General features: G+C 71.1%; 1 protein-coding gene. It reads left to right on the top strand.

Annotated features, from left to right (window positions below):
* The first annotated feature begins 62 nt into the window (after nt 1-62).
* Nucleotides 63-26,840, top strand: coding sequence for a non-ribosomal peptide synthase/polyketide synthase (locus tag BLV94_RS19290; RefSeq protein WP_072944629.1), 26,778 nt, complete (start codon nt 63-65; stop codon nt 26,838-26,840).
* Nucleotides 26,841-26,992 lie beyond the last annotated feature (152 nt).

The following is a 26,992-nucleotide window of genomic DNA, read 5'->3' as shown; positions in this document are numbered from 1 at the left end:
GCGCGGGCGGATACTCGAAAGAGTGCGTCCGCCCTGGTTGGGCGGGGCGAGGTCGAGTTCTAGTGTGCCCTGGACAAGGTGAAGGACCCGTTCCGGGGGCGGGGGATCCGCGCCGCCCCGCGGACCTGCGCGTCCCGGGACAGCGATCGGACGGTTCCGCCCCGGGCGGCGGTGAACCGATTCCGCTGTCGGCGGCGCAGCGGGCCACGTGGTTCGCTCAGCAACTGGAACCGCGGGTCCCGATCTTCATCGCCCAGTACGTCGAGTTCCGCGGTGCGCTGGACATGGACCTGTTGCGGCAGGAGACAGTGGAGGCGGCCCGCGAATTCGAATCGCCGTTCCTCAAGGTCTACGACGTCGACGGCCGCCCGCTGCAGTACGTGGACCATCGGACGGACACGTCGATCGCGTACGTCGACTTCCGCGCCGAAGAGGATCCGATGTCGGCGGCGCACGAATGGATGGAGCGTGACTACGTCACGCCGATCGACCTGAGCGCAGACCGGCTGGTGGAGACGTCGATCCTGCAGACCGGGGACGCGCACTTCCTGTGGTACAGCAGGATTCACCACGTCGCCCTCGACGGCTACGGTGCGATGACGATGCTGCGCCGCATCGCGCACCGGTACTCCGCGAAAGTTGCGGGCCGCGAACCGGATCCGAACAGGGCGGTCAGCTTGCGGCAGTTGTACGACATCGACAGCCGGTACCGCGCCTCGGACCGTTTCCTGACCGACCGCGAGTACTGGGCGGAGCGGGTCGCCGGGGTCGAGGGCACCACATTGGCGCGGACGGTGGGACACGTGTCCGCCGCCAGCACGGTGGAGAGTGCGGTCCTCTCCAACGACGTCGTGGCCGTTCTCGATTCCCGCGACAGCCCGTCGGCGGCGACCATCATCGCGGCCGCGGCGTGCTACCTGGCGCGGCGCACCGGCAGAACCGATGTGCTGGTGACCATCCCGGTGTCGGCGCGCACGACGGCGGTGCTGCGCAATTCCGGCGGCATGCTCGTCAACGTGGCCCCGATGCCCGTCCGCGTCCGGGCCGAGGACACCGTCGCGGACCTGATCGAGCAGGTCCAGCGTGAGCTGGTCGCGGCACTGCGGCACCAGTGGTGCAGCCTCGACGACATCCGACGTGACGCCGGCGACACCGCGTCGACGGAATTGTACGGGCCGATGGTGAACGTCATGTTGTTCCGCCAGGAGGTGGCGCTGGGTTCGCTGGTGGGCGATTTCCACATCGTCACCTCGGGTCCGGTGGAGGACCTGCTGATCAACGTGTACCAGAGCGGCACGCCCACCAGGATCTTCGTCGACTTCCGTGCGAACCCCAGCCGCTACGAGCGTGGCGAACTGCGGGAACACCATCGGCAGTTCGTGGAGTTGCTCGCGGAACTGGCCACCGCGAACCCGGCGTCCCGGGTGGGCGACATCCACGAGGAAAGCGCCCGCATCGGGGAACGGTTGCTGGGCGAGGCCCGGGAAGTCGAGTACTGGCGCCGGCGACTGGATGGGTTGCCCGACCTCCTGCCGTTGCCCACCGACCGGCGCCGGCCCGCCAGGCTGTCGCCGGAGAGCGACCGGGTCACCGTGGTGGTGTCTGCGGAGTTGCACCGCCGGGTGGGCGCGCTGGCCGAAGACGCGGGCACCGCCGGCCGCACGGTGTTCCTCACCGCCCTGTCGATCCTGCTCGGCCGGGTCACCGGGAGCAGCGACATCGCCGTCGGGACGGCAGTGGACGTGGGCGACCGCACGGACACCGTGGTGGTGCGTTCGCGGTACGCGGGCGAGGTGTCGTGCCGCGACTACCTGGCCCACGTCCGAGACGTCGCCGCGGAGGCGTTGTCGCACAACGGGGTTCCGTTCGACCGTCTGGTGCAGGAGCTCGGCGTGTCGGTGTCGGAGGCGTACGCACCGATCGTCCAGGTGCTGCTCGACACCAGGCCCCCCGGCTCCCCGGATGCGGAATTCCCCGGCCTCGACCTGTGCGTGTCCGTGACGGAAGCGGTCGGCGAGTCGGGGGGACTGGCCGGGGCCACCGTCGAATTCGGTTTCGCCGCAGACCTGTTCGACGCCCACACCATCCGGGTGGCGGCCGAACGGTACCTGCGCATCCTCGGTGCGATGGCGGCCGATCCGGACGTTCCGGTCGGTGACATCGAGATCCTGTCCGTGGCCGAACGTTCCGCGTTGACACCGGTCCGGGGCCTGCCTGCCCGGTCAGAGCGCACCCTGCCCGGCCTGTTCGCCGATGCCGCGGCACTGGATCCGGCAGCAACGGCCCTGACCCGGCAGGGCGAAGAATTGTCCTACCGCGAGCTGGACCGGTGGTCGACGCAGGTCGCGCGGATATTGATCGACCAGGGTGTGGGACCGGAATCGTTCGTCGCGCTGGCGTTGCCGCGGTCGTTCAGGTCGGTGGCGTCCGTCTGGGCGGTCGCGAAGACGGGGGCGGCGTTCGTGCCGGTGGACCCGAACTACCCGGCCGACCGGATCGACTACATGCTTGCCGATTCGGGTGTGGTGCTCGGTCTGACGGAGCAGTCGGTGCGTGGCCGCCTGCACGATTCGATTCCGTGGTGCGTGCTGGACGATCCGGACTTCCAAGCCGAGTGCGCCGTCCGCCCGGACAATCCGCTGACCGACTCGGACCGCATTCGGCCCCTGCACCTCGACAATGCCGCGTACCTGATCTACACGTCCGGTTCGACGGGGCAGCCGAAGGGCGTCACCGTCACCCACCGCGGGCTGGACAACTTCGCCGCCGATCAGCAGGAGCGGTTCGGCGCCACCAGATCGTCTCGAACGCTGCATTTCTCGACCCCCAGCTTCGACGCATCCGTGTTCGAGTACCTGCAGGCCTTCGGAGTGGGCGCGACCATGGTGGTGGTGCCGCCGACCGCGTACGGCGGCGCCGAACTGGCCGACCTGCTGCGGTCGGAGCGCGTCACGCACGGCTTCGTCACCACCGCGGCGCTGGGAACGATCCCACCCGATTCGCTGGGCGACTTCCTCGACGTGGTCGTGGGCGGCGAGGCCTGCCCGCCCGACCTTGTCGCCCGGTGGGCGCCGGACCGCCGGCTGCACAACGCGTACGGTCCGACCGAGACCACGATCATGGCGAACATCAGCGCACCGATGACCCCCGGTGACCCCATCACGCTGGGTGGGCCGCTCCGGGGCGTCGAGGAAATGGTGCTCGACGCCCGGCTCCATCCGGTACCCGTCGGGGTACCGGGTGAGCTGTACATCGCCGGTGCCGGGGTGGCGCGGGGCTATCACCGCCGCCCGGGTCTCACCGCGGCGCGGTTCGTCGCCGACCCGTACGGCCGGGGCCGGATGTACCGCACCGGCGACGTTGTGCGGTGGCGGCCCGATCACACGCTCGAGTACCTGCGGCGCAGCGATTTCCAGGTGAAGGTCCGAGGGTTCCGCATCGAGCTCGGTGAGATCGACGCGATGCTGCAGACGCATCCGGACGTGCGACTGGCCGTCACCATCGGCAGGCCGGGACCGTCCGGGGACACGGTCCTGGTGTCCTACGTCGTCCCGGCTCCGGGCAGGCCGATCGTGACGTCGGAACTACTGCGGCAGGTGCGGAACCGGTTGCCGGCGTACATGGTTCCCTCGGTGATCGTGGTGCTGGACGAGATCCCGCTGAACCCGGTCGGGAAGCTGGACCGCGCGGCGCTGCCGGAACCGCGGTTCCTGTCCGCGGCCGCCGAGTTCAAGGCGCCTGCCGACCCGGTCGAGGAGTCGATCGCCGAGGTCTTCACCGAAGTCCTCGGCGTCGAACGGATCAGTGTCGACGACAGCTTCTTCGACCTCGGCGGTAACTCGCTCGTCGCGACGCGGGTGATCGCCCGGGTCAACGCGGCACTCGGATCGGACGTCGGGGTGCGGGCGTTGTTCGAGGCGCCCACCGTCGAACTGCTGGCGGCGTACGTCCGCCGGGCAGGCACCGAATTCGTGGACCGGCCGCCCCTGACCGTCGGGGATCGGCCCGATCGGATCCCGTTGTCGCTGGCGCAGCAGCGGATGTGGTTCCTCAACCAGTTCGACACGTCGTCGGCGGCGTACAACATTCCGATGGCAGTGCGCCTTACCGGACCTCTGGACGCGGACACGTTGCGGGCCGCGGTCGGGGACGTGATCGAGCGGCACGAGTCGTTGCGCACCGTGTATCCGGCATCGGAGGACGGCCCCTACCAGGTGGTGGTCGACACCGCGGAGGTCGCCCCGGACCTCACCCCGCACGTCGACGGCGACGAGTCGCTGCACGACCGGATCGGGACGCTCCTCACCGGTGGGTTCGACGTGAGCACGAAGGTCCCGCTGCGCGGGGCCCTGTTGTGGACCGGTCCGGACGAGCACGTGCTCGTGATCGTGGTGCACCACATCGCTGCCGACGGGGCGTCGCTTGCGCCGCTGGCCCGAGACCTGATCGTCGCCTACTCGGCGCGCCGGTCCGGGACCCTGCCGAGCTGGGAACCGCTGCCCGTGCAGTACGCCGACTTCAGCATGTGGCAGCGTCGACTGCTCGGCAGTGCCGAGGACCCGGACAGCCTCATGTCCCGGCAACTGCAGTACTGGCGCGATGTGCTGGCCGACCTCCCGGAGGTCAGTGCCCTCCCGCTCGACCGGAACCGGCCGGTCACCCGCTCGCTCGCGGGTGCGACCGCGGCGTTCCCGATCGATGCCGGCCTGCACCGGAAACTGCTCCTCCTCGCACGCGAACACCACGCGACGCTGTTCATGGTGATGCACGCGGCGCTCGCCGTGCTGCTCTCGAGGATGACCGGATCCGGGGACGTCGCCATCGGCACCCCGATCGCGGGTCGCGGTGAGGCGGCGCTGGACGACCTCGTCGGGATGTTCGTCAACACGCTGGTGCTGCGCACCCCGGTGGAGCCGGGTGACGTGTTCACCGACGTGCTGGCCCGGGCCCGAGACACGGATCTGGGCGCGTTCGGGCATACGGACGTTCCCTTCGAGAGCGTCGTCGACGAGCTTGCTCCGGGCCGGTCGACGTCCCACTCGCCGCTGTTCCAGGTGCTGCTCGAATTCCAGAACACCGTGCGTGCCCACCTCGAACTGCCGGGCCTGACCGTCGAAGCCGTCGACGTAGACCCGGGGGTTGCCAAATTCGACCTCCAGCTGTCGCTCGCCGAATACCACGACGAGAAGGGCACCGCCGCCGGGATGTCGGCCGCCTTCCTGTACGCGACGGACGTGTTCGACCGGTCGTCGGTGGAGGGGTTCGGGGAACGCTTCGTCCGGGTGCTGCGGGCGGTGGTCGACGACCCGGCGGTGGTGGTGGGGGACATCCCGGTTCTCGGTGCAGTCGAGCGCGACCTGGTGCTGGACCGCTGGAACCGTAAGGGTGTCGCCGCCGACGCGCAGACGGTGGTCGAGTTGTTCGCGCGGGTGGCCTCGGCGACCCCGGCCGCCACCGCGATCGTGTGCGGCGACGAGACGCTGACCTACGGCGAACTGGACGAGCGGTCGAACCGGTTGGCCCGGTTGCTGATCGCCGAGGGTGTGGGCACCGAGTCGCTGGTCGCGGTGATGGTCGATCGCACGCCTGCCCTCGTGGTGACGTTGCTGGCGGTGCTCGCCGCCGGTGGCGGGTACGTGCCGGTCGACACCAGCTATCCCGCCGAGCGGGTGGCAGCGATGTTCGAGGACGCGCGACCCTTGTGCGCCGTGGTGAGCGCAGAATTCGCGCCGCTGGCGCCGGCCGGAATTCCGGTGGTGGCGATCGACGATCCGGACACGGTGGGCGCGGTGGCCGAACTGTCCGGTCTGCCGGTCACCGACTCGGACCGGCTGCGGCCGCTGTGGGCCGACGCCGTCGCGTACGTCATCTTCACGTCGGGATCGACAGGGCGGCCGAAGGGTGTCCAGGTGTCGCATCGGTGTGTCGTTACCCTGCTCACCAACACCCGGGAACTGTTCGGGTTCGACTCGTCCGACGTGTGGACGCTGTTCCACTCGTACGCTTTCGACTTCTCCGTCTGGGAACTGTGGGGTGCGCTCGTCCACGGTGGCCGGCTGGTGCTGGTCGACTACTTCACCGCGCGGTCGCCGGACACGTTCCTCGAACTGCTCCGCCGGGAACGGGTGACGGTGCTGAACCAGACCCCGACCGCGTTCTATCAGCTGACGGAGGCCGATCGCGCGGCGAGCACCGTCGAGGACGGCGACACAACGCCACTGTCGCTGCGGCACGTGATCTTCGGCGGCGAAGCCCTCGATGTCGGGCAACTGGAGAGGTGGTACACCCGGCACGACGACCGCGCCCCCGTGCTGGTGAACATGTACGGCATCACCGAGACCACCGTGCACGTCAGCTACCTCGCCCTCGACCGGGCGCTCGCCGCGTCCGTGTCCGGCTCGGTCATCGGCGGCGGACTCCCCGGACTGCGCGTCTACGTCCTCGACGACCGGCTGCATCCGGTACCGCCCGGGGTGGTGGGAGAGCTGTACGTGTCCGGCGACCAGGTGACCCGCGGCTACATCGGCAGGCAGGGTTTGACCGCGACGCGGTTCGTCGCCGACCCGTTCGACCACCGCCGGGCCGGGGCGCGCATGTACCGGTCGGGCGACGTCGTGAAGTGGGGTGCGGGCGGGCGGCTCGAGTATGTGGGGCGCAGCGATTTCCAGGTGCAGCTGCGCGGATTCCGGGTGGAACTCGGCGAGGTGGAGACCGCCCTCGCCGCGTGCGCCGGGGTGGCGCAGTCGGTGGTCGTGGTGCGCGGCGACGAGCGGGACGGCGACCGTCTGGTGGGCTACGTGGTCCCGGAGGCGGGCGCCGACGTCGACGCGGCGGAGGTTCTCGCCGCGGTCGGGGCGAGCGTGCCGTCGTACATGGTGCCCGCCGCGGTGGTGGTGATCGACGCCCTGCCCCTCACCGTCAACGGCAAGCTCGACCGGAAGGCGCTGCCGGATGCCGACTTCGGCACGGCGACGGTGGGATTCGTCGCCCCACGCAACCCGGTGGAGGAGATCGTCGCCGCCGTGTTCGCCGACCTCCTCGGCATCGTCCGGGTGGGGGCGAACGACAGCTTCTTCGCGCTCGGCGGGAACTCGCTGACCGCGACCCGGCTCGTCGCCCGCGTCAACGCGGCGGTCGGCGACCGACTGGGCGTGCGGGACGTGTTCGACGCCCCGACCGTCGCCGGACTCGCCGCCCGCGCCGAGGCCGGGGAATCCCGGGCGGAATCCCGGCCTGCGCCCGCCCCGCGGGATCCGTCGCGGGAGGTCCCCGTCTCGCTGGCGCAGCAGCGTATGTGGTTCGCCAACCAGTTCGACACGGCCAGTGCGGCATACAACGTCGCGATCGCACTCCGCCTCACCGGCACGCTCGACGTGACTGCGCTGCAGGCGGCCGTCACCGACGTCGTCGAACGTCACGAATCCCTCCGCACCGTCTTCCCGCTCACCGACGCCGGCCCACGGCAGGTGATCCTGCCGCCGGAGACCGTGGCGCCCGATCTCACACCGCACGCCGTCGCGCCGTCGGATGTCGACGCGGAACTCCACCGCCTGCTCTCCGCGGGATTCGACGTGACGACGGAGGCGCCGCTGCGGGCCCGGCTGTTCGCGGCAGGCGAGGCCGAGCACGTGCTGGCGGTGGTGGTGCATCACATCGCGGCGGACGGCTTCTCGATGGTCCCGCTCGCCCGCGACGTCCTGTCGGCGTACACGGCCCGCGCCCGCGGCGCCGCACCCGACTGGACTCCTCTGCCCGTCCAGTACGCCGATTACACACTCTGGCAACGGGACCGGCTCGGCGACGAACACGACGAGGAGTCGCCGCTCGCCCGCCAACTCCATTACTGGACGGCGGCGCTCGCCGACATCCCCGACGTGCTGGAACTGCCCACGGACCGGCCCCGCCAGGCCGCCCGCACCCTCGGCGCGGGCCGCGTCGAGTTCGGGATCGGCCCGGATCTCCACCAGGGTGTCGTGCAGGTCGCGCGCAGGCACGGGTCGACCGTGTTCATGGCGCTGCACGCCGCGCTGGCGGTCCTGCTGTCGCGGCTGAGCGCGTCGGACGACGTCGCCGTGGGCACACCCATCGCGGGCCGCGGCGAGGCCGAACTCGACGACCTGGTCGGGATGTTCGTGAACACCCTCGTGCTCCGCACCCCCGTCGACGGCGCCCGCACGTTCGCCGAACTGCTCGCGCAGGTCCGTGAGGCCGACCTCGGGGCGTTCACGCACGCGGACGTGCCGTTCGAACGCGTCGTGGAGAGTCTGCGACCCTCCCGTTCGACGGAATACTCACCGCTGTTCCAGGTCATGCTCGAATTCCAGAACACCGAGCGCCCCGAGCTGGAACTGCCCGGCCTCCACGTCGAACCCCTCGAACTTGAGTTCGACACGATCAACTTCGACCTCCAGCTGACCCTGCGGGAGAACGTCGACGCCGACGGTCGTCCCGCGGGGATCAGCGCGGCGCTGGGCTACGCCACCGACATCTTCGACGAGGACACGGTGGCCGTGTTTGCCGAGCGGCTGGTCCGGATCCTCGGCGCCGTCACCGACTCGCCGGACGTCCCGGTCGGCGACGTCGACGTCCTCGGCGCCGGCGAGCGGGCCGCACTGACGCCGGTGAGCGGGGGGCCCGGCGTGCCGGCGCGGACGCTGCCGCAGTTGCTGACGGCCGCTGCCGCCGTGGACCCGGATGTCGCGGCACTGGTCTTCGACGGACGCCGGGTGTCCTACCGGGACCTCGACGAGCGGTCGGACCGGCTCGCCCGGCTCCTGATCGGGCGGGGCATCGGCCCGGAACAGGTGGTGGCGCTGGCCTTGCCGCGGTCCATCGAATCCGTCCTCGCCGTCTGGTCGGTGACCAAGACCGGGGCCGCGTTCCTGCCGGTCGACCCGAACCATCCGGCCGAGCGCATCGAGTACATGCTCGGCGATTCGGGCGCCGTCACCGGTCTCACCACGGCCGGGCTGCGGTCCGCCCTGCCCGCGTCGATCCCGTGGCTGGATCTCGGTGACCCCGGAACCGACGCCGAGCTGTCGCTGTTTCCGGCGACGGCGGTGACCGACACCGACCGCTCGTCGGCCCTGCACGTCGACCACACCGCGTACGTGATCTACACGTCGGGATCGACCGGCAGGCCGAAAGGTGTGGTGACCACACACCGCGGGCTGGCGAATTTCGCTGCGACGGAGCGGGACACGTTCGGCACGACCACGGGGTCCCGGACCCTGCACTTCGCGTCGCCGAGCTTCGACGCCTCGGTGCTCGAACTGATGCTGGCGGTCGGACCGGGCGCGACGATGGTGATCGCGTCCCCGTCCGTCTACGGCGGCGACGACCTGGCGGACCTGCTGCGGCGTGAGCGGGTCACGCACTGCTTCGTCACGCCGGCGGCGCTCGCCTCGGTCGATCCCGCCGGCCTCGAGGGCGTGCAGTGCGTGGTGACCGGCGGCGAGGCATGCCCGCCGGAACTGGTGGCACGGTGGGCGCCGGGCCGGGCCATGTTCGACGCGTACGGTCCGACCGAGGCGACGGTCGTGTCGAGCATCAGCACGCCGCTGGCGCCGGGCGAGCCGGTCACGATCGGCGCGCCGACGCTCGGGTTCACCGAGACCGTCCTCGATCAGCGACTGCATCCGGTGCCGGCAGGCGTGGCCGGGGAGCTGTACCTCGCGGGCCCCGCGCTCGCCCGCGGCTATCACGGCCGGCACGCCCTCACCGCGGAACGCTTCGTGGCCAACTCGTTCGGGCCGCCGGGCAGCCGGATGTACCGGACCGGCGACCTCGTGCGCTGGACGGCGGACGGGCAACTCGACTACCTCGGGCGCACCGACTTCCAGGTGAAGATCCGCGGATTCCGCATCGAACTCGGCGAGGTGGAGTCGGCGCTGCTCGCCCACGAGAACGTGGCGGCGGCAGTCGCCGACGTGCGGCGGGACAAACGGTCCGGCGACCGGCTGATCGGGTACGTCGTCCCCGAACCCGGCGCGGCCGTCGATCCAGGCGAGGTCCTGCAGTTCGCGGGCACGCGGCTCGCGTCGTACATGGTGCCCGCCGCCGTTCTGGTGATCGCGGCGCTCCCGGTGACGGTGCACGGCAAGATCGACCGGAAGGCGTTGCCGGAACCAGACTTCGGTGTCACCGTCACCGACAGCCGGCCGCCGCGCACCGAGACGGAGGCGCTGCTCGCCGGCCTGTTCCGGGACGTGCTGGGACTCGCCTCGGTGGGAGTCGACGACTCGTTCTTCGCGCTGGGCGGCGACAGCATCATGTCGATCCAGCTGGTGGCCCGCGCGAAGGCCGCGGGACTGATCCTCTCCCCGCGGGACGTGTTCGAGCGCCGGACCGTCGCCGGTCTCGCCGAGGTGGCCCACCACGAACGCGCTGATGCCGTGGTGCTGGAGGAACTGCCCGGCGGCGGAGTCGGCCCGGTGCCGCTGACCCCCGTCGTCGCGTGGATGCTCGACCGCAGCGGCGGCAGGCTGGAGCGGTTCTCCCAGTCTGTGCCGGTCACCGCACCACGCGGCCTCACCCGCGAGGATCTCGCCGCCGCCGTCGACGCCGTGCTGGACCGCCACGACATGCTCCGCGCGCGCCTTTCCGCCGACGAGGCGGGGCGGTGGGCGATGACGGTGCTGCCGACCGGATCGGTGCGCGCCGACGCGCTGATCCACCGCGTGCCCGTGACGTCGTTCGACACCGGCGACTTCGCTGCGGTGGCGAGAGTGGAATTGAACGCGGCGGCCGACCGGCTGGACCCGGCCGCGGCCAGCATGGTGCAGGTGCTCTGGTTCGACGGCCCGGACGGGCAGGGGCGTCTGCTGCTGGTCGCGCATCATCTCGTCGTCGACGGCGTGTCCTGGCGGATCCTGATCGCGGATCTCGCGGCCGCCCATTCCCGCGTCGCCGAGGGTCTGCCCGCCGCACTGCCGGCGGTCGGGACGTCGATGCGGCGATGGTCGCACGGGCTCACCGATGCCGTGCGGTCCCGGCGCGCCGAAGGCGCACTGTGGCAGTCGATCCTGGACGGCCCCGATCCGCTTCTCGGCTCCCGGCCGCTGAATCCGGACGTCGACGTCGACGCCACGACGGGCCGCGTCGTCGTCGACGTGCCCACCGGCGTCACCGACGCACTCCTCACCACCCTTCCCGCCGCGTTCCACGGCGCCGTCGGCGACGGCCTGCTCACCGCCCTCGCACTGGCGATGATCCGGTGGCGGCGGCACCGCGGGGTCGACACGGCCGACGTGCTGATCAACCTCGAGGGCCACGGCCGCGAGGACCACGTCGTGCCGGGCGCCGACCTGTCCCGCACCGTCGGATGGTTCACCACACTGTTCCCCGTGCGACTCGACCTCACCGGCATCGACGTCGAAGCCGCACTCGCCGCCGACGACGCGGCCGGGGCCGCGACCGCCGACGACGCGGCCGGGGCCGCGATCAAGGCCGTCAAGGAACAACTCCTCGCCATTCCCGATCACGGCATCGGGTACGGCATGCTGCGGTACCTGGACCCCAGCGACTCCGCGGGACTGCGCCGATTCCGGCCGCCGCAGCTGAGTTTCAACTACCTCGGCCGGGTGGCGACGAGCACAGGCGACGTGCCCTGGCTGCCGGTCGCGGACAGCGGGGACCTCGGCGGAACCCAGAACCACGAGATGCCCGCCGCTTGGGTCGTGGATATCAACGCCGCGACCACGGTCCGCGACGGGGCGCCGGTGCTGACGGCGACGTGGTCGTACCCCACCGGTGTGCTCGCCGCCGAGGACGTGGAAGAGCTCTCCGCGCTGTGGGTGCGGGCGCTCACAGCACTCGCCGAGTACGCGAACCGGCCCGGCGCGGGCGGGTTGACCCCGTCCGACCTCGACCTGGTGTCCATCGGGCAGACCGACATCGACCGGCTGGGGCGCACCTACCCGGACCTCGCCGACATCTGGCCGCTGTCCCCGCTGCAGGCGGGTCTGCTGTTCCACGCCCAGCTGTCCGAGCATCGCCTCGACGCCTATCAGGTGCAGTTGGTCCTCGACCTGCGCGGCACCGTCGACCCGGCGAGGCTGCGCCGTGCCGCGCAGGGCCTGCTCGACCGGCACGCGAATCTCCGCGTGGCGTTCGCCGACACCGGCAACGGACCGGTGCAGGTGGTACTCGATTCGGCGACCGCGCCGTGGACCGACGTCGATCTCTCAGACCTCGACGACAGCGCGTTCCTCGCCGCCGACCGCGCCGTCCCGTTCGAGATGTCCGAGGCCCCGCTGCTCCGATTCACGTTGCTGCGCACCGCACCCAACCGGTACCGGCTGGTGCTCACCCATCACCACATCCTCCTCGACGGCTGGTCGACCCCGCTGGTGATCAAGGACCTGCTCGTCCTGTACGCCACGGACGGCGACGCGACCGCCCTGCCCCGCGTCACGCCCTACCGCGACTACCTGCAGTGGATCGGCAGACAGGACCACGAACGGTCCACGGCCGCCTGGGTGTCCGCCCTCGCCGGCGCGGACGAGCCGACGTTCGTGGCGCCCGCGGCGCACGGCGAACAGTCCTTCGCCGAACCCGAGGACGTGCGCCTCGAGGTGGGCGAGGAGAAGACCCGCGCGCTCGAGTCCCTCGCACGCGAGCGCGGGCTGACGATGAACACCCTCGTCCAGGTGGCGTGGGGGCTGGTGCTGACCACGCTCGGCACCCGGGAAGACGTGACGTTCGGCGCCACCGTGTCCGGCCGCCCACCGGCGGTCGCGGGGATCGAGTCGATGGTCGGGCTGTTCATCAACACGGTGCCCGTCCGGCTGCGCCTGCGCAGGGAGGAGACGCTCGCCGAACTGCTGCAGCGCTTCCAACGCGAACAATCGGCCCTGCTCGATCACCACTACCTGGGACTCACCGAGATCCAGCGCGCCGTCGGGGAGGGCGCCGCGTTCGACACACTCACCGTGTTCGAGTCGTATCCGGTGGACCGCATGGGGCTGTCGGAAGACACCGACATCGGCGGCATGCACGTCGCCGCGATCGAGGGGATCGACTCCACCCACTATCCGTTCACCCTGATGGCGCACGTCGACACGGCACTGCACCTGCGACTGCGGTACCAGCCGAACGTCTTCGGCAGCGAGTTCGCGGAGTCGGTGGCAGCCCGCGTCGCACGTGTCGTGCAGATCCTGCTGTCCGATATCGACACCCCGCTCGCGCACCTGACGCTTTTGTCGGAGGCCGAACTCGAGGAGTACACCGCGGTGTGCGGCGCCCCCGCCGGGCCGCCGAGGACGCTGCCCGAGCTTCTCACGGCCTCTGCCGGGAACCGGCCGGACGCGTCCGCGTTCGTCTTCGACGGACAGGGGACGAGCTACAGGGAACTCGACGAGCGGTCGAGCGCGCTGGCCCGCGTGCTGATCGAACAGGGTGCAGGGCCGGAGACGTTCGTGGCGCTCGGGCTGCCCCGATCACCGGAATCGGTGCCCGCGGTGTGGGCGGTCGCCAAGACCGGAGCCGCGTTCGTTCCCGTCGACCCGACCTATCCCGCCGATCGCATCGAGAACATGCTGGCCGATTCCGGTGCGGCACTGGGGGTGACGACGTCGGCGCACCGGCACCGGCTGCCCGGCTCCGTGCCGTGGCTGGTGCTGGACGATCCGGACTTCGAGCGCACCTGGTCCGCCGCCTCCCCGGCCCGCGTCACCGACCTGGACCGCCGGTCGGTGCTCGACGTCGACCACGCCGCCTACGCGATCTACACGTCCGGGTCCACCGGCAGACCGAAGGGTGTCGTCGTCACCCACCGCGGTCTGGCGAACCTGCTCACCGAGCAGACCGAGCACTACACCGTGTCGCCGGATTCCCGGTGCCTGCACATCTGTTCACCCAGTTTCGACGTGGCCATCCTCGAACTCGTCCAGTCGTGCGCGGCGGGGGCGACGCTCGTGATCGCGCCCCCAGACGTCTACGGCGGTGCGGAACTCGCGGACCTGCTGCGCCGCGAACGGGTCACCCACGCCTGCATCACCCCGGCCGTCCTGGCCACCGTGGAGCGCGACGGCATCGAGCACCTCGAGGCGCTCGTCGTGGCCGGCGACGCCGTCGGCGACGAACTGGTGGCCACGTGGGGCGCGGACCGGGCGATGTTCAACGGCTACGGCCCCACCGAGGCGACCGTCCTCACCACCTTCAGCGTACCGATGGCGCCGGGAGAACCGGTCACGATCGGGAGCCCCGTCCGCGGCATCGCACTGTCCGTCCTCGACGCCCGGCTGCAGCCCGTTCCGGCCGGGGTGCCCGGCGAGTTGTACATCGCGGGAACGGCTCTGGCCCGCGGGTACCACCGGCGCGCGGCGCTCACCGCGGAGCGGTTCGTCGCCAACCCCTACGGCCGTGGCCGGATGTACCGCACGGGCGACGTCGTGCGGTGGCGTCGCGACCACACCCTCGAGTACCTCGGGCGCAGCGACTTCCAGGTGAAGATCCGCGGTCAGCGTGTGGAACTGGGGGAGATCGATTCCGTGCTCACCACCCACCCGCACCTCGACTTCGCCGCGACCCTCGGCAGGCCGGGGCCGCTGGGCGACACGGCGCTCGTGTCGTACGTCCTGCCGCACGACGGCGAGGAGGTGGCGGCGCCGGACGTGCTCGCGTTCGCGGGCCGCATCCTGCCGAAGTACATGGTGCCCGCGGCCGTGGTGGTTCTCGACGAGATCCCGCTGACCCCGGTCGGCAAACTGGACCGGAAGGCGCTGCCCGCGCCGGAATTCGTAACGGCGACCCTCGGTTACCGGGCACCCACCACTCCGGTCGAGGAGGCCGTCGCGGACGTGTTCGCCGAGGTGCTCGGCGCCCCGCGCGTCGGTGCGGACGACAGCTTCTTCGACCTCGGCGGCGACTCGCTCAGCGCCACCCGGGCCGTCGCGCGCATCAACTCCGCCCTCGACGCCGGGATCGGGGTGGCCATCCTGTTCGATGCGCCCGTGGTGGCCGATCTGGCGGTCCGGATCGATTCGGCCGCGTCGGCGAGGACGCCGTCGGTGGCGCTCTCCGCCGGGCCGCGCCCCGACCGGATACCGCTGTCGCTGGCGCAGCAGCGGATGTGGTTCGTCAACCAGTTCGACACGTCCTCGCCCGCCTACAACATCCCGATCGCCCTGCGGCTGACCGGCGCCCTCGACCGCCCCGCCCTGCACGCGGCGGTCGGCGACGTCGTGGAGCGGCACGAGTCGCTGCGCACCGTGTTCCCCGGGTCGGTCGACGGACCGCACCAGGTGATCGTCGATCCCGGGCCGGCGACCCCCGGCCTCGACCCGGTGCCCGTGTCCGGTGACCGTGCGCTGCGGGACGCCGTCGCGGCACTGGTCGGGACGGGTTTCGACGTGAGCGACGAGATCCCCTTCCGCGCACGGCTGTTCGAATTGGATCCCGAGCAGCACGTCCTCGCCATCGTCGTGCACCACATCGCCGCCGACGGGTTCTCGATGATGCCGCTGGCCCGCGACGTCATGCTCGCGTACACCGCCCGGACCGTGGGGGAGACACCCGGCTGGACGCCGCTGGCGGTGCAGTACGCCGACTACAGCGTGTGGCAGCGGGACGTCCTCGGCGCGGTGGACGATCCCGACTCGGTGATGTCCAGGCAACTGGGCTACTGGGCGGACACGCTGTCCGGTGCACCCGAGGTGCTGCAGATCCCGGTCGACCGGCCGCGCCCCGCCCAGCGGTCGTATCGCGGGGACGTCGTCGAGTTCGACGTGCCGGCGCGGATGCACCGGGCGCTGAACACGATCGCGGCCCAGCACAATTCGACGCTGTTCATGGCCGTGCACGCGGCGTTCGCCGTGCTGCTGTCGCGGTTGTCGGGCACCGGCGACGTCACGATGGGAACGCCGGTCGCCGGCCGCGGGCAGGCGGTACTCGACGACGTGGTCGGCATGTTCGTCAACACGCTCGTCCTGCGGACGGTGGTGGACCCGCGGGCGTCGTTCGGTGAGGTCCTGACCGCGGTCCGGGCCGTGGATCTCGGGGCGTTCGAGCACGCGGACATCCCGTTCGAGCGGCTCGTCGACCACCTCGCCCCCGAGCGGTCCACGTCGCACACCCCGCTGTTCCAGGTCCTCATCGAATTCCGGAACGCGGAGGGCACCCACCTCGAGCTGCCGGGACTCACCGTCGACTCGCTCGACGTGGATCTTCGTGTCGCGAAGTTCGACGTGGAACTGAGCGTCGCCGAGCAGGTCGACGAGGACGGCGCACCCGCCGGACTCGCCGCCGGGCTGCGGTTCGCGACGGACGTGCTCGACCGCGACACGGTGACGCGGTTCGGGGAACGGTTCCTGCGGGTGCTCGAATCGATCGCCGCGGCCGGGGCGCTCCCGGTGGGGGACATCGACATCCTGGACCCGGCGGAGCGGGAGTCGGTGCTGCCCGCGCTCGCCGAACCGATCGGGGCGCACGCGACGCTGGTGGAACTCTTCGAGCGGGCCGCGGAGCGGTCCCGCGACGCGACCGCTGTCGTCTGCGAGGGCGCGTCGCTCACGTACGAAGAACTGGACACCCGGGCGAATCGCCTGGCGCGGTTGCTGATCGCGCGCGGCGCGGGCCCCGAGACCCTGGTGGCCGTCGCCGCCGCACGGTCGGTGGACCTGGTGGTAGCGCTGCTCGCGGTGGTGAAGTCGGGGGCCGGATACGTACCGGTCGACGTCACGTATCCGGCGGAGCGACTCGCGTTCGTGTTCGCCGACGCCCGGCCGGTATGCGTGCTGACCACCGAGGACGAATCCGGCGCGGTCCGCGCGAGCGGCGTCCCGGCTGTCCTCGTCGACGGCCCGGAGACGGTGGCCGAACTGGGCCGCACGTCGCCGCTGCCGGTGACCGACCAGGACCGGCGGGGACCCCTGCACCCCGACGCGGTGGCGTACGTCATCTACACCTCCGGCTCGACGGGACAGCCGAAAGGCGTTCAGGTGTCGCACCGCAACGTCGCCACCCTGTTCGCGCACACGCAGCCGCTGTTCTGTTTCGACGCCGCCGACGTGTGGACGATGTTCCACTCGGCCGCGTTCGACTTCTCCGTCTGGGAGTTGTGGGGTGCGCTGCTCCACGGCGGCAGGCTGGTGGTGGTCGACTACTTCACCACCCGCTCACCCGACGCGTTCCTGCGACTGCTGCGGGACGAGAACGTCACCGTCCTGAATCAGACCCCCACCGCCTTCTACCAACTCGCCGAGGCGGACCGGGTGTCCGGCGGCACCGAACTGGCGCTCCGCGTGGTGGTGTTCGGCGGCGAGGCACTCGACCTGGGGCAGCTCACACGCTGGTACACGCGACACGGAGACACCGTCCCGGCGCTCGTGAACATGTACGGCATCACCGAAACCACCGTGCACGTCAGCCACCTGCCGCTGAACGGGGAACTCGCCGCGTCCGCGTCGGCGTCCGTGATCGGCCGGGCCCTGCCCGGACTGCGCGTGCACGTGCTCGACTCCCGCCTGCACCCGGTGCCGCCGGGCGTGGTCGGGGAACTCTACGTGTCCGGCGCGCAGGTGTCCCGCGGATACCTGGGCCGGTGCACGCTCACGTCGACGCGGTTCGTGGCCGACCCGTACACACCCGGATCCCGGATGTACCGGTCCGGCGACCTCGGCCGGTGGAACAGAGACGGGCAGCTGGACTATTTGGGCCGCAACGACTTCCAGGTGCAGGTCAAGGGGTTCCGCATCGAACTCGGCGAGGTGGAATCGGCGCTCCTCGCCTGCGACGGTGTGGCGCAGTCGGTGGTGCTGGCGCGGAACGAGCGCCTGGTGGGCTACGTGGTACCCGAGGCGGGCCGGGTGCTGGACCCCGCCGGGATCGTCGACACGGTCGGGGGCCGGCTGGCGGCGCACATGGTGCCCGCCGCCGTGGTGGTGCTCGACGCCCTGCCCCTCACCGTGAACGGCAAACTCGACCGCCGGGCGCTGCCCGAACCGGACTACGGCCGGCAGGTGTCGCTCGGCCGCGCACCGGCGACGGAGACGGAACGGATCCTCGCCGGCCTGTTCGCCGAGGTCCTCGGTCTCGACACGGTGGGCGTCGACGATTCGTTCTTCGCGGTCGGCGGCGACTCGATCATGTCGATCCAGCTGGTCACCCGGGCGAAGGCGTCCGGGGTGGTGATCACCCCGCGGGACGTGTTCGAACGCAAGACGGTTGCCGCGCTCGCGGAGGTCGCCACATCGGGGGAGGAGACGATCACCCTCGAAGAGTTGCCCGGCGGCGGTGTCGGCGAGTTCCCGCTGACCCCGATCGTGCGCTGGATGCTGGGCCGGGACGGCGACTTCCGGCGGTACTCGCAGGCGGCGCTGTTCACGACCCCCGCCGAACTGGACCACGACACGCTGACGGCGGCGATGCAGGCCGTCCTGGACCGGCACGACATGCTGCGCGCCCGCCTGTACCGCAGCGACCGGGTCGGTTGGACGGCGGCGCAGCCCAACTGGACGATGGCGACCGCGCCGCCCGGGTGGGTGCGGGCGGCCGACGTGGTGCGCACGGTGCCGATCGGCGCCGCGGACTCGTTCACCGACGCCGCGTCCCGCGAATTGGACTCCGCCGCAGGCCGCTTGGACCCCGAGTCGGGCGTGATGGTGCAGGCGGTGTGGTTCGCGAGCACCGAGGAACCCGCCACGGCGGGACGGTTGCTGATCGTCGCCCATCACGTGGTGGTCGACGGCGTGTCGTGGCGCATCCTCGTCCCCGATCTCGCCCTCGCCTGCGCCCGGGTGCTGTCCGGTGAGGCAACCGCCCTGCCCGCCACCGGAACGTCGATGCGCACGTGGGCGCACGCACTAACCGACGTGGCGAAGGAACCATCTCGCACAGCCGAACTCGGCCTGTGGCGGCACATGCTCGACACCCCCGACCCGCCGCTGGGGTCGCGGCCGCTGACCCCGGCCGACGTCCAGACCTCCGACGTCGATGTCCAGCTTCCCGTCGCCGTCACGGAGACGCTGTTGACGTCGCTCCCGCAGGCGTTCCACGGGAACGTGGCAGACGGGTTGCTGACGGCGCTGGCGTTGGCGCTCGTCCGGTGGCGCCGACGCCGCGGGATCGAGTCTTCCGCCGCGCTCGTGAATCTCGAAGGGCACGGTCGTGAGGAACACGTGGTCCCCGGCGCCGATCTGGCCCGCACGGTCGGCTGGTTCACCACGATCTTCCCGGTGGGCCTCGACCTCGACGGTGTGGACGTCGAGGAGGCGTTCGCATCGGGCCCCGCCGGCGGCGATGCGGTCAAGGCGGTGAAGGAGCGGCTGCACTCGATCCCCGACCACGGCATCGGGTTCGGGCTTCTCCGGTACCTCGACGACGACACGGCCCGGGAACTGTCGGCGCAGGCGAGTCCGCAGGTGAGTTTCAACTACCTCGGCAGGCTCGGGGCGGGCACCGCCCCCGGCGGCGACTGGATGCCGGTCTCCGATGCGGGACTCGCCGCCGCCGCGCACTCCGGGTTGCCCGCGGCGGCCGTCGTCGACGTGAACGCCAGAACCACCGACACCGCCGCCGGCCCGGTACTCACCGCGACGTGGTCGTTCCCCGTCAGGGTGATCGCGGCGGAGGACGTCGGCGAACTCGCGCGACTGTGGGTGCGGGCGCTGGAGGCCCTGTCCGAGCACACAAGATCGGGTGGCGGCGGCTTCACCCCGTCCGACCTGAACCTCGTCCGACTCGGCCAGAGCGCGATCGACGACCTCGAACGCCGGTACCCGGCGATGACCGACGTCTGGCCGTTGTCGCCGTTGCAGGCGGGCATGCTGTTCCATGCCGAACTGGCCGACGAGTCGGTGGACGCCTACCTCGTCCAGCTGATTCTGGACCTCGCCGGCGACGTCGACGCGGCACGGTTGCGCCGGGCCGCAGGCGCGCTCCTCGACCGTCACCCGAACCTTCGCAGCGCGTTCTGCCACGACGCCGACGGCGGGGCCGTGCAGGTCGTCTCGGGCCGGGTCACCGTGCCCTGGCGGGAGATCGACGTGAGCGGACTGGACGCGGACGCGTCGGAAGCCGAGATCGAGCGACTGCTGGCCGCCGACCGGACCACCCCCTTCGACATGGCCACCGCACCGCTGATCCGGTTCCTGCTCGTGTGGACGGCGGGCGGCCACTGCCGACTGGTGTCGACGAACCACCACATCCTGCTCGACGGCTGGTCGATGCCGCTGATGATCCGGGAACTGCTCACGCTGTACGCCACGGACGCCGACCCCTCGCCACTGCCCCGCGTGCGGGATTACCGCGACTACCTGGCGTGGATGAGCGGGCGCGACAGGGGCATGTCCGCGCGGGCCTGGGCGGACACTCTGGACGGGGTCGAGGAACCGACGCTGCTGATCCCCGCGGACCGGGCGCGGCAACTGTCGACCGTGTCGCGGGAATGGGTGTTCGACCTCGACGAGGACCGGACCGACCGGCTGCGCGAATCCGCGCGCACCCGCGGGCTCACGCTCAACAGCATTCTGCAGACGGCGTGGGGCATCGTGCTGGGAATGCTCACCGGACGCGACGACGTCGTGTTCGGTGCCACCGTGTCCGGCAGGCCGCCGGAACTCGCCGGCATCGAGACGATGGTCGGGCTGTTCATCAACACCGTGCCGGTGCGGGTCACGCTTCGCCCGGACGAGATGCTCGGCGCGTTGCTGGAGCGGGTGCAGGCCGAGCAGGCGGCGATGCTCGACCACCACTACACGGGTCTCGCCGAGATCCGGGACGCCGCGGGCCCCGGCGTCGGGTTCGACACCCTCACCGTGTTCGAGTCGTACCCGGTGGACCGGGCCGGGCTGTCGGAAGACACCGACATCGCCGGGCTCCGCGTCACCGGCGTCGACGCCCGCGACGCCGCCCACTACCCGCTGAGCCTCGTCGCGTCGGCGGCGGCGAGCCTGCACCTGAAGTTCGAGTACATCCCCGACCTGTTCGCCCCCGGAGAGGTCGAGGACATCGCCGACCGGGTGGTGCGGGTGCTCGACGCCTGCGCCGGACCCGACGTGCCACTGGCCCGGTTGTCGCTGCTCACCGAGCGGGAACGCGAGGAACTGGTACCGGTCCGCGGTGGCCCGGCCGCGTCCGTCCGCACACTCGCGCAGATCTTCACCGACGCCGCCGCGGTCGACCCGGATGCGGTCGCCCTGTCGTCCGGCGACGTCGAGGTGTCGTACCGGGAGCTGGACGAGCGGTCCACCCGGCTCGCTCGCGTTCTGATCGGCCGCGGTCTCGGTCCGGAAATGTCGGTGGCCGTGGGTGTTCCGCGTTCGATCGAGTCGGTGCTGTGCGTGTGGGCGGTGGCCAAGGCCGGGGCCGTGTTCGTGCCCGTCGACCCGAACTATCCCGACGAACGCATCGCGCACATGCTCACCGACTCGGAATGCGCTCTCGGACTGACGACGTCCGAGCATCGTGCCCGGCTGGCCGGGAGCACGCGCTGGCTCGTCCTCGACGATCCCGAGTTCGGCGCCGAGTGCGCGGCCGGTTCCGCGGCGCCGGTCGACGACGGCGACCGCACGGCACCGGTCACTCTCGACTCGGCCGCGTACGTCGTCTACACGTCGGGCTCGACCGGAATGCCGAAGGGCGTCACCGTGACGCACCGCGGCCTGGACAACTTCGCCAAAGACCAACTCGCCCGTTTCGGGGCGGACTCGGAGTCCCGGACGCTGCACTTCTCGACCCCGAGCTTCGACGGATCGGTGTTCGAATACCTGCAGGCGTTCGGTGCCGCGGCGACGATGGTGATCGCGCCGCCCACCGTGTTCGGCGGCGACGAACTCGCCCAGCTGATCCGCGACCGGCGGGTCACGCACGCGTTCGTCACCACCGCGGCGCTCGCATCCCTCGACCCCGCGGGGCTGGATCTGTTCGCGGACGTCGCGGTCGGCGGCGAGGCCTGCCCACCCGAACTCGTGTCCCGGTGGGCGCCGGGACGCCGGTTGTACAACGCGTACGGGCCGACCGAGACCACCATCATGTCCAACATCAGCGATCCCCAGACCCCGGGGGAGCGCATCACCATCGGCGGACCGATCCGCGGTGTCACGGAACTGGTGCTGAATTCCCGGTTGCAGCCGGTCCCGGCCGGGGTTCCGGGCGAGTTGTACCTCGCAGGAGCGGGACTGGCGCGCGGCTACCACCGCCGCCCCGGGCTCACCGCCACCCGGTTCGTGGCCGACCCGTGCCGGCCCGGTGAGCGGATGTACCGCACCGGCGACGTCGTGCGCTGGACCCCCGGACTCACCATCGAATACCTGGGCCGCAGCGATTTCCAGGTCAAGGTCCGCGGGTTCCGCATCGAACTCGGCGAGATCGACACGACACTCGCGGCGGTCCCCGGCGTCCGGTTCGCGGTCACGGTCGCCTACCTCGGCCCGGCCGGCGACACGCTCCTCGCGTCCTACGTCGTACCCGCCCCCGGGCACACCCTCGACACCGGCGACCTCACCCGCGGTCTCGCGAGCAGACTGCCCGCCCACATGATTCCGTCGTCGATCACCGTGCTGGACGAGATCCCGCTGAACGCCGTCGGCAAGTTCGACCGCAAGGCCCTGCCCACCCCCGAATTCGACGTCGGCACCGCCGAATACCGGGCACCGGCCGACCCGGTGCAGGAGACGGTGGCCGGCGTCTTCGCGGAGGTACTCGGACTGGACCGGGTGAGCGCGGATGCGGGATTCTTCGATCTCGGCGGCAACTCGCTGAGCGCCACCCGCGCCGTCGCCCGCCTGCGCGCCGCGCTCGACACCGACATCGGCGTGCGGGCGTTGTTCGAGGCGCCCACGGTGGAGGCGTTCGCCGCGCGCATCGAGCATGCGGGAGCGGGTCCGTCCGGCCGTCCCACCCTGACCGCCGGGGACCGCCCCGCCCGCATCCCGCTGTCCTACGCGCAGCAGCGCATGTGGTTCATCAACCAGTTCGACACGAGTTCGCCCGCCTACAACATTCCGATGGTGGTGCGGCTCACCGGCGACCTCGACGTGGATGCGCTGAGGCTGGCGGTCACGGATGTCGTGACCAGGCACGAGTCGCTGCGCACCCGATTCCCGCTCCGTGACGGCGAACCGGTGCAGGAGATCCTCCCGCCGGCGGCGCCGATGGCTCCGCCGACCGCGGTCGCGGACGACGGCCGGCTCCGGGAGGAACTCACCCGGCTGGTGTCGGCCGGCTTCGACGTCGCCGCCGCCGTCCCACTGCGCATCGCCCTGTTCTCCCTCGACACCGTCTCTCTCGACACGGTCTCCCTCGACACCAGGACCCATGTGCTCGCCGTCGTGGTGCACCACATCTCGGCCGACGGCTTCTCGATGGCACCGCTGGTGCGGGATGTGATGGTCGCGTACGAATCCCGCGCCCACGGTCGCGTTCCCGCGTGGACGCCGCTACCGGTCCAGTACGCCGACTACACACTGTGGCAGCGCAGGCTGCTGGGTTCGGAGGACGACCCCGAGTCGCTGATCTCGCGGCAGCTGTCCTACTGGGAGTCCGCGCTGGCCGGGCTGCCGGAACTCCTCGAACTGCCCACCGACCGCCGGCGTCCCGCACAACAGTCGTTCCACGGCGACCGGGTGGGCTTCACGATCGACGCGGGGCTGCACGAGCGGATCCGGGCGGCGGCGCGCGAGCACCGGTCCACCGAGTTCATGATCGTGCACGCCGCACTCGCCGTCCTGCTCGGGCGGCTCGGCGGCACGGGCGACGTGGCGATCGGCACCCCGATCGCCGGCCGCGGCGAGGCGGCGCTCGACGACCTCGTCGGCATGTTCGTCGGCACGCTGGCCCTGCGCACCGCGATCGAGGCGGGGCAGCCGTTCCGCGACCTCCTCGCGCAGGTCCGCGACGCCGATCTCGGTGCCTTCGCGCACGCAGACCTGCCCTTCGAACGGGTGGTGGACGCCGTCGGCCCGGTGCGCTCGACCGCCCACTCGCCGCTCTTCCAGGTGTCGCTCGAATTCCAGAACACCGAGAATCCCGCGCTGCGGTTGCCCGGGCTGAGCGTCGAGGGACTCGATCCCGACCTCGCCGTCGTCAAGGTGGACCTCGAGGTCATCCTCGACGAGCGATTCGACACCGACGGCACCCCGGCCGGCATGACGGGGGCGATCGACTACGCGACCGATCTGTTCGACGCCGACACGGTGCTGGGTTTCGCGGAACGGTTCGTGCGCATCCTCGACTCCGTCACCGCCCAACCCGGAATTCCGGTCGGCGACATCGAGATCCTCGGCACCGACGAGGTCGCGGCGCTCACCCCGGCGCGCGGAGCACCCGACGCACCGAACGTCCTGCTGCCGGACCTGCTGACGGCCGCGGTCCGACTCGACCCGGACGCCGACGCGCTGTCGTACCGGGGCCGGGCGATCACGTACCGCGAAGTCGACGAAACCTCGAACCGGCTGGCGCGCCGCCTGATCGAGGCCGGTGCCGGTCCGGGAACCACTGTCGCGCTGAGCCTGTCGAGGTCGATCGAATCGGTGCTGTCGGTGTGGGCCGTCGCCCGCACGGGCGCCGCGTTCCTGCCGGTCGACCCCGGGTATCCGCTCGACCGGATCGAGCACATGCTCACCGACTCGGGTGCCGTGTCGGGGGTGACGGTCCGGGAACACCGAGATCGGCTGCCCGCCGCCGTGACCTGGATCGTGCTCGACGACGTCCGGGATGCCGACCGGATCAGGACGCAGTCGCCCGGCCCGGTCACCGACGCGGACCGGACCGCGCCGCTGCACGAATCGCATCCCGCGTATCTCATCTACACGTCCGGATCCACAGGCGTCCCCAAGGGTGTGGCCGTCACGCACCGCGGCCTGGCGAACCTCGCCGCGGAGGAGCGGGACCGCCTCGCCGTCACCCGAGGCTCGCGGGTGCTGCACTTCGCGTCGCCGAGTTTCGACGCATCCGTCTTCGAACTCGTCATGGCGTTCTGCGCGGGTGCGACGCTGGTGATCGCACCGCCCACGATCTACGGCGGCACTGAACTGGCCGCGCTGCTGAGCGACGAGCGGGTGTCTCACGGATTCGTCACCCCGACCGCGCTGGCGTCGATGGACCCGCTGGGCTTCGAGTCGCTGCGGACTCTGGTCGTGGCCGGTGAGGCCTGCCCACCCGAACTCGTCGCCCGGTGGGCGCCGGGCCGCCGGATGTTCAACGCCTACGGGCCGACCGAGACGACGATCATGTCGAACATCAGCGACCCGCTGGTGCCGGGCGACCCGATCACACTCGGCGCACCCACCCGCGGCGTCGCGGAGGTCGTGCTCGATTCCCGGCTGCGCCCGGTGCCGGTCGGTGTGGTCGGTGAGCTGTACGTCTCGGGCCGCGCCCTGGCCTCCGGGTATCACCGCCGGTCCGGCCTGACGGCGTCCCGTTTCGTGGCCGCCCCCTGGGGCGCCCCCGGCGACCGGATGTACCGCACGGGCGACGTGGTGCGGTGGCGCCGCGACGGCACCCTCGAATACGTCGGGCGCAGCGATTTCCAGGTGAAGATCCGCGGGTTCCGCATCGAGCCCGGCGAGATCGACGCCGCACTGACCGCCCACCCCGACGTCGGGTTCGCCGTCACGATCGGCCGGGACGGGCCGGCCGGGGAACCGCTCCTGGTCTCCTATGTGCGGCCGGTCGGCGGCGCGGACGTCGACACCGCGGAACTGTCCCGCCTCGTCGCCGAGCGGCTGCCGTCCCACATGGTGCCCGCCGCGATCGTCGTGCTCGACCGGATCCCGTTGACGCCGGTGGGCAAGCTGGATCGCGCCGCGCTGCCCGCTCCCGAGTTCCTGTCGGGCACCCGCTTCCGGCCGCCCGCCACCGACCTCGAGGCGGCGGTCGTGGACGTGTTCGCCGAGGTGCTCGGTGTGGACCGGGTCGGGGCCGACGACAACTTCTTCGAGAGGAGCGGCAACTCTCTGCTGGCCACGAAGGCGGTCGCCGCCTTGCAGGAGCGACTCGACCGGAAGATCCCGTTGCAGTGGATGTTCCTCGATCCCACACCGTCCGGCCTCGCCCGCAGGATCGCACTGCCGTCGGCGGAGGGCGCAGTGACGGAGGCGCTGGCGGTGGTGATTCCGCTGCGCACCGAAGGCACCGGACGACCGCTGTTCTGCGTCCACCCGGGAATCGGGCTGTCCTGGGGGTATGCGGGCCTCGTCCGGTATCTGCCCGCCGACCGCCGCGCGTACGGTCTGCAATTGCCCACGATCAGCGGGGACGGCGAGTACCGGTCGATCGAGCAACTCGCGCACCGGTACGTCGAGGAGATGAAGGCCATTCAGCCGGAGGGACCGTACGACCTGCTCGGCTGGTCGCTGGGCGGGGTCATCGCCCACGCGATGGCCGTCGAACTCCAGCGGGCAGGCGAAAACGTCGCGACCCTCGCCGTCATGGACAGCTATCCCGACAACGGCGAGGACCCGCTGTTCGGGAAACTCGACATGCGGGATCTGCTCCGCGGGCTGGGCCTCGTCGTCGCCACCGACGGCGAAGTCACGTACGAACGCGCAGCGCAACTGCTCAACGAATCGTGGGGTAGCGACTCCGGGCTGCGCGGAGAACACCTCGAGCGGATCAACGCCGGATACGAGAATTCGCGGGAACTCGTCCATCGGTTCGAGCCGCAGGTCTACGACGGCGACCTGCTGATCTTCCCCGCGACCGGCGAAGACGACGGCACCACCCGCGCCCGGTCGGTGGACGAGTGGCGACCGCTGGTGACCGGCCGGATCGCGGAGTATCCGGTGGACTGCGGGCACAACGACATGATCGAGCCGCAGTCCCTCGCCGTCATCGGGCCGGTGCTGTCGAGGTATCTGGGCGCCGATCGCACCCCGCGCCACGACGACCGAATCGGCTGAATGCGGCCACGCCGCTGTGCGACTATGGGGTCTGTGCGCCCTGTGGATGGCGAACGAACGACCTGGGGGACGGGGAAGAACTACCGCCTCCCGCATTCGCGAGTCAGGATCCGGACGCGCTCACGACGTCGACGGTCGGGGATACCGTACGG

It is taken from the genome of Rhodococcus koreensis, assembly GCF_900105905.1.
Taxonomy (GTDB): Bacteria; Actinomycetota; Actinomycetes; order Mycobacteriales; family Mycobacteriaceae; genus Rhodococcus_F; species Rhodococcus_F koreensis.
Note: the sequence above shows the minus strand (reverse complement) of the source record. Positions and strands in the feature narration are given on the sequence as shown.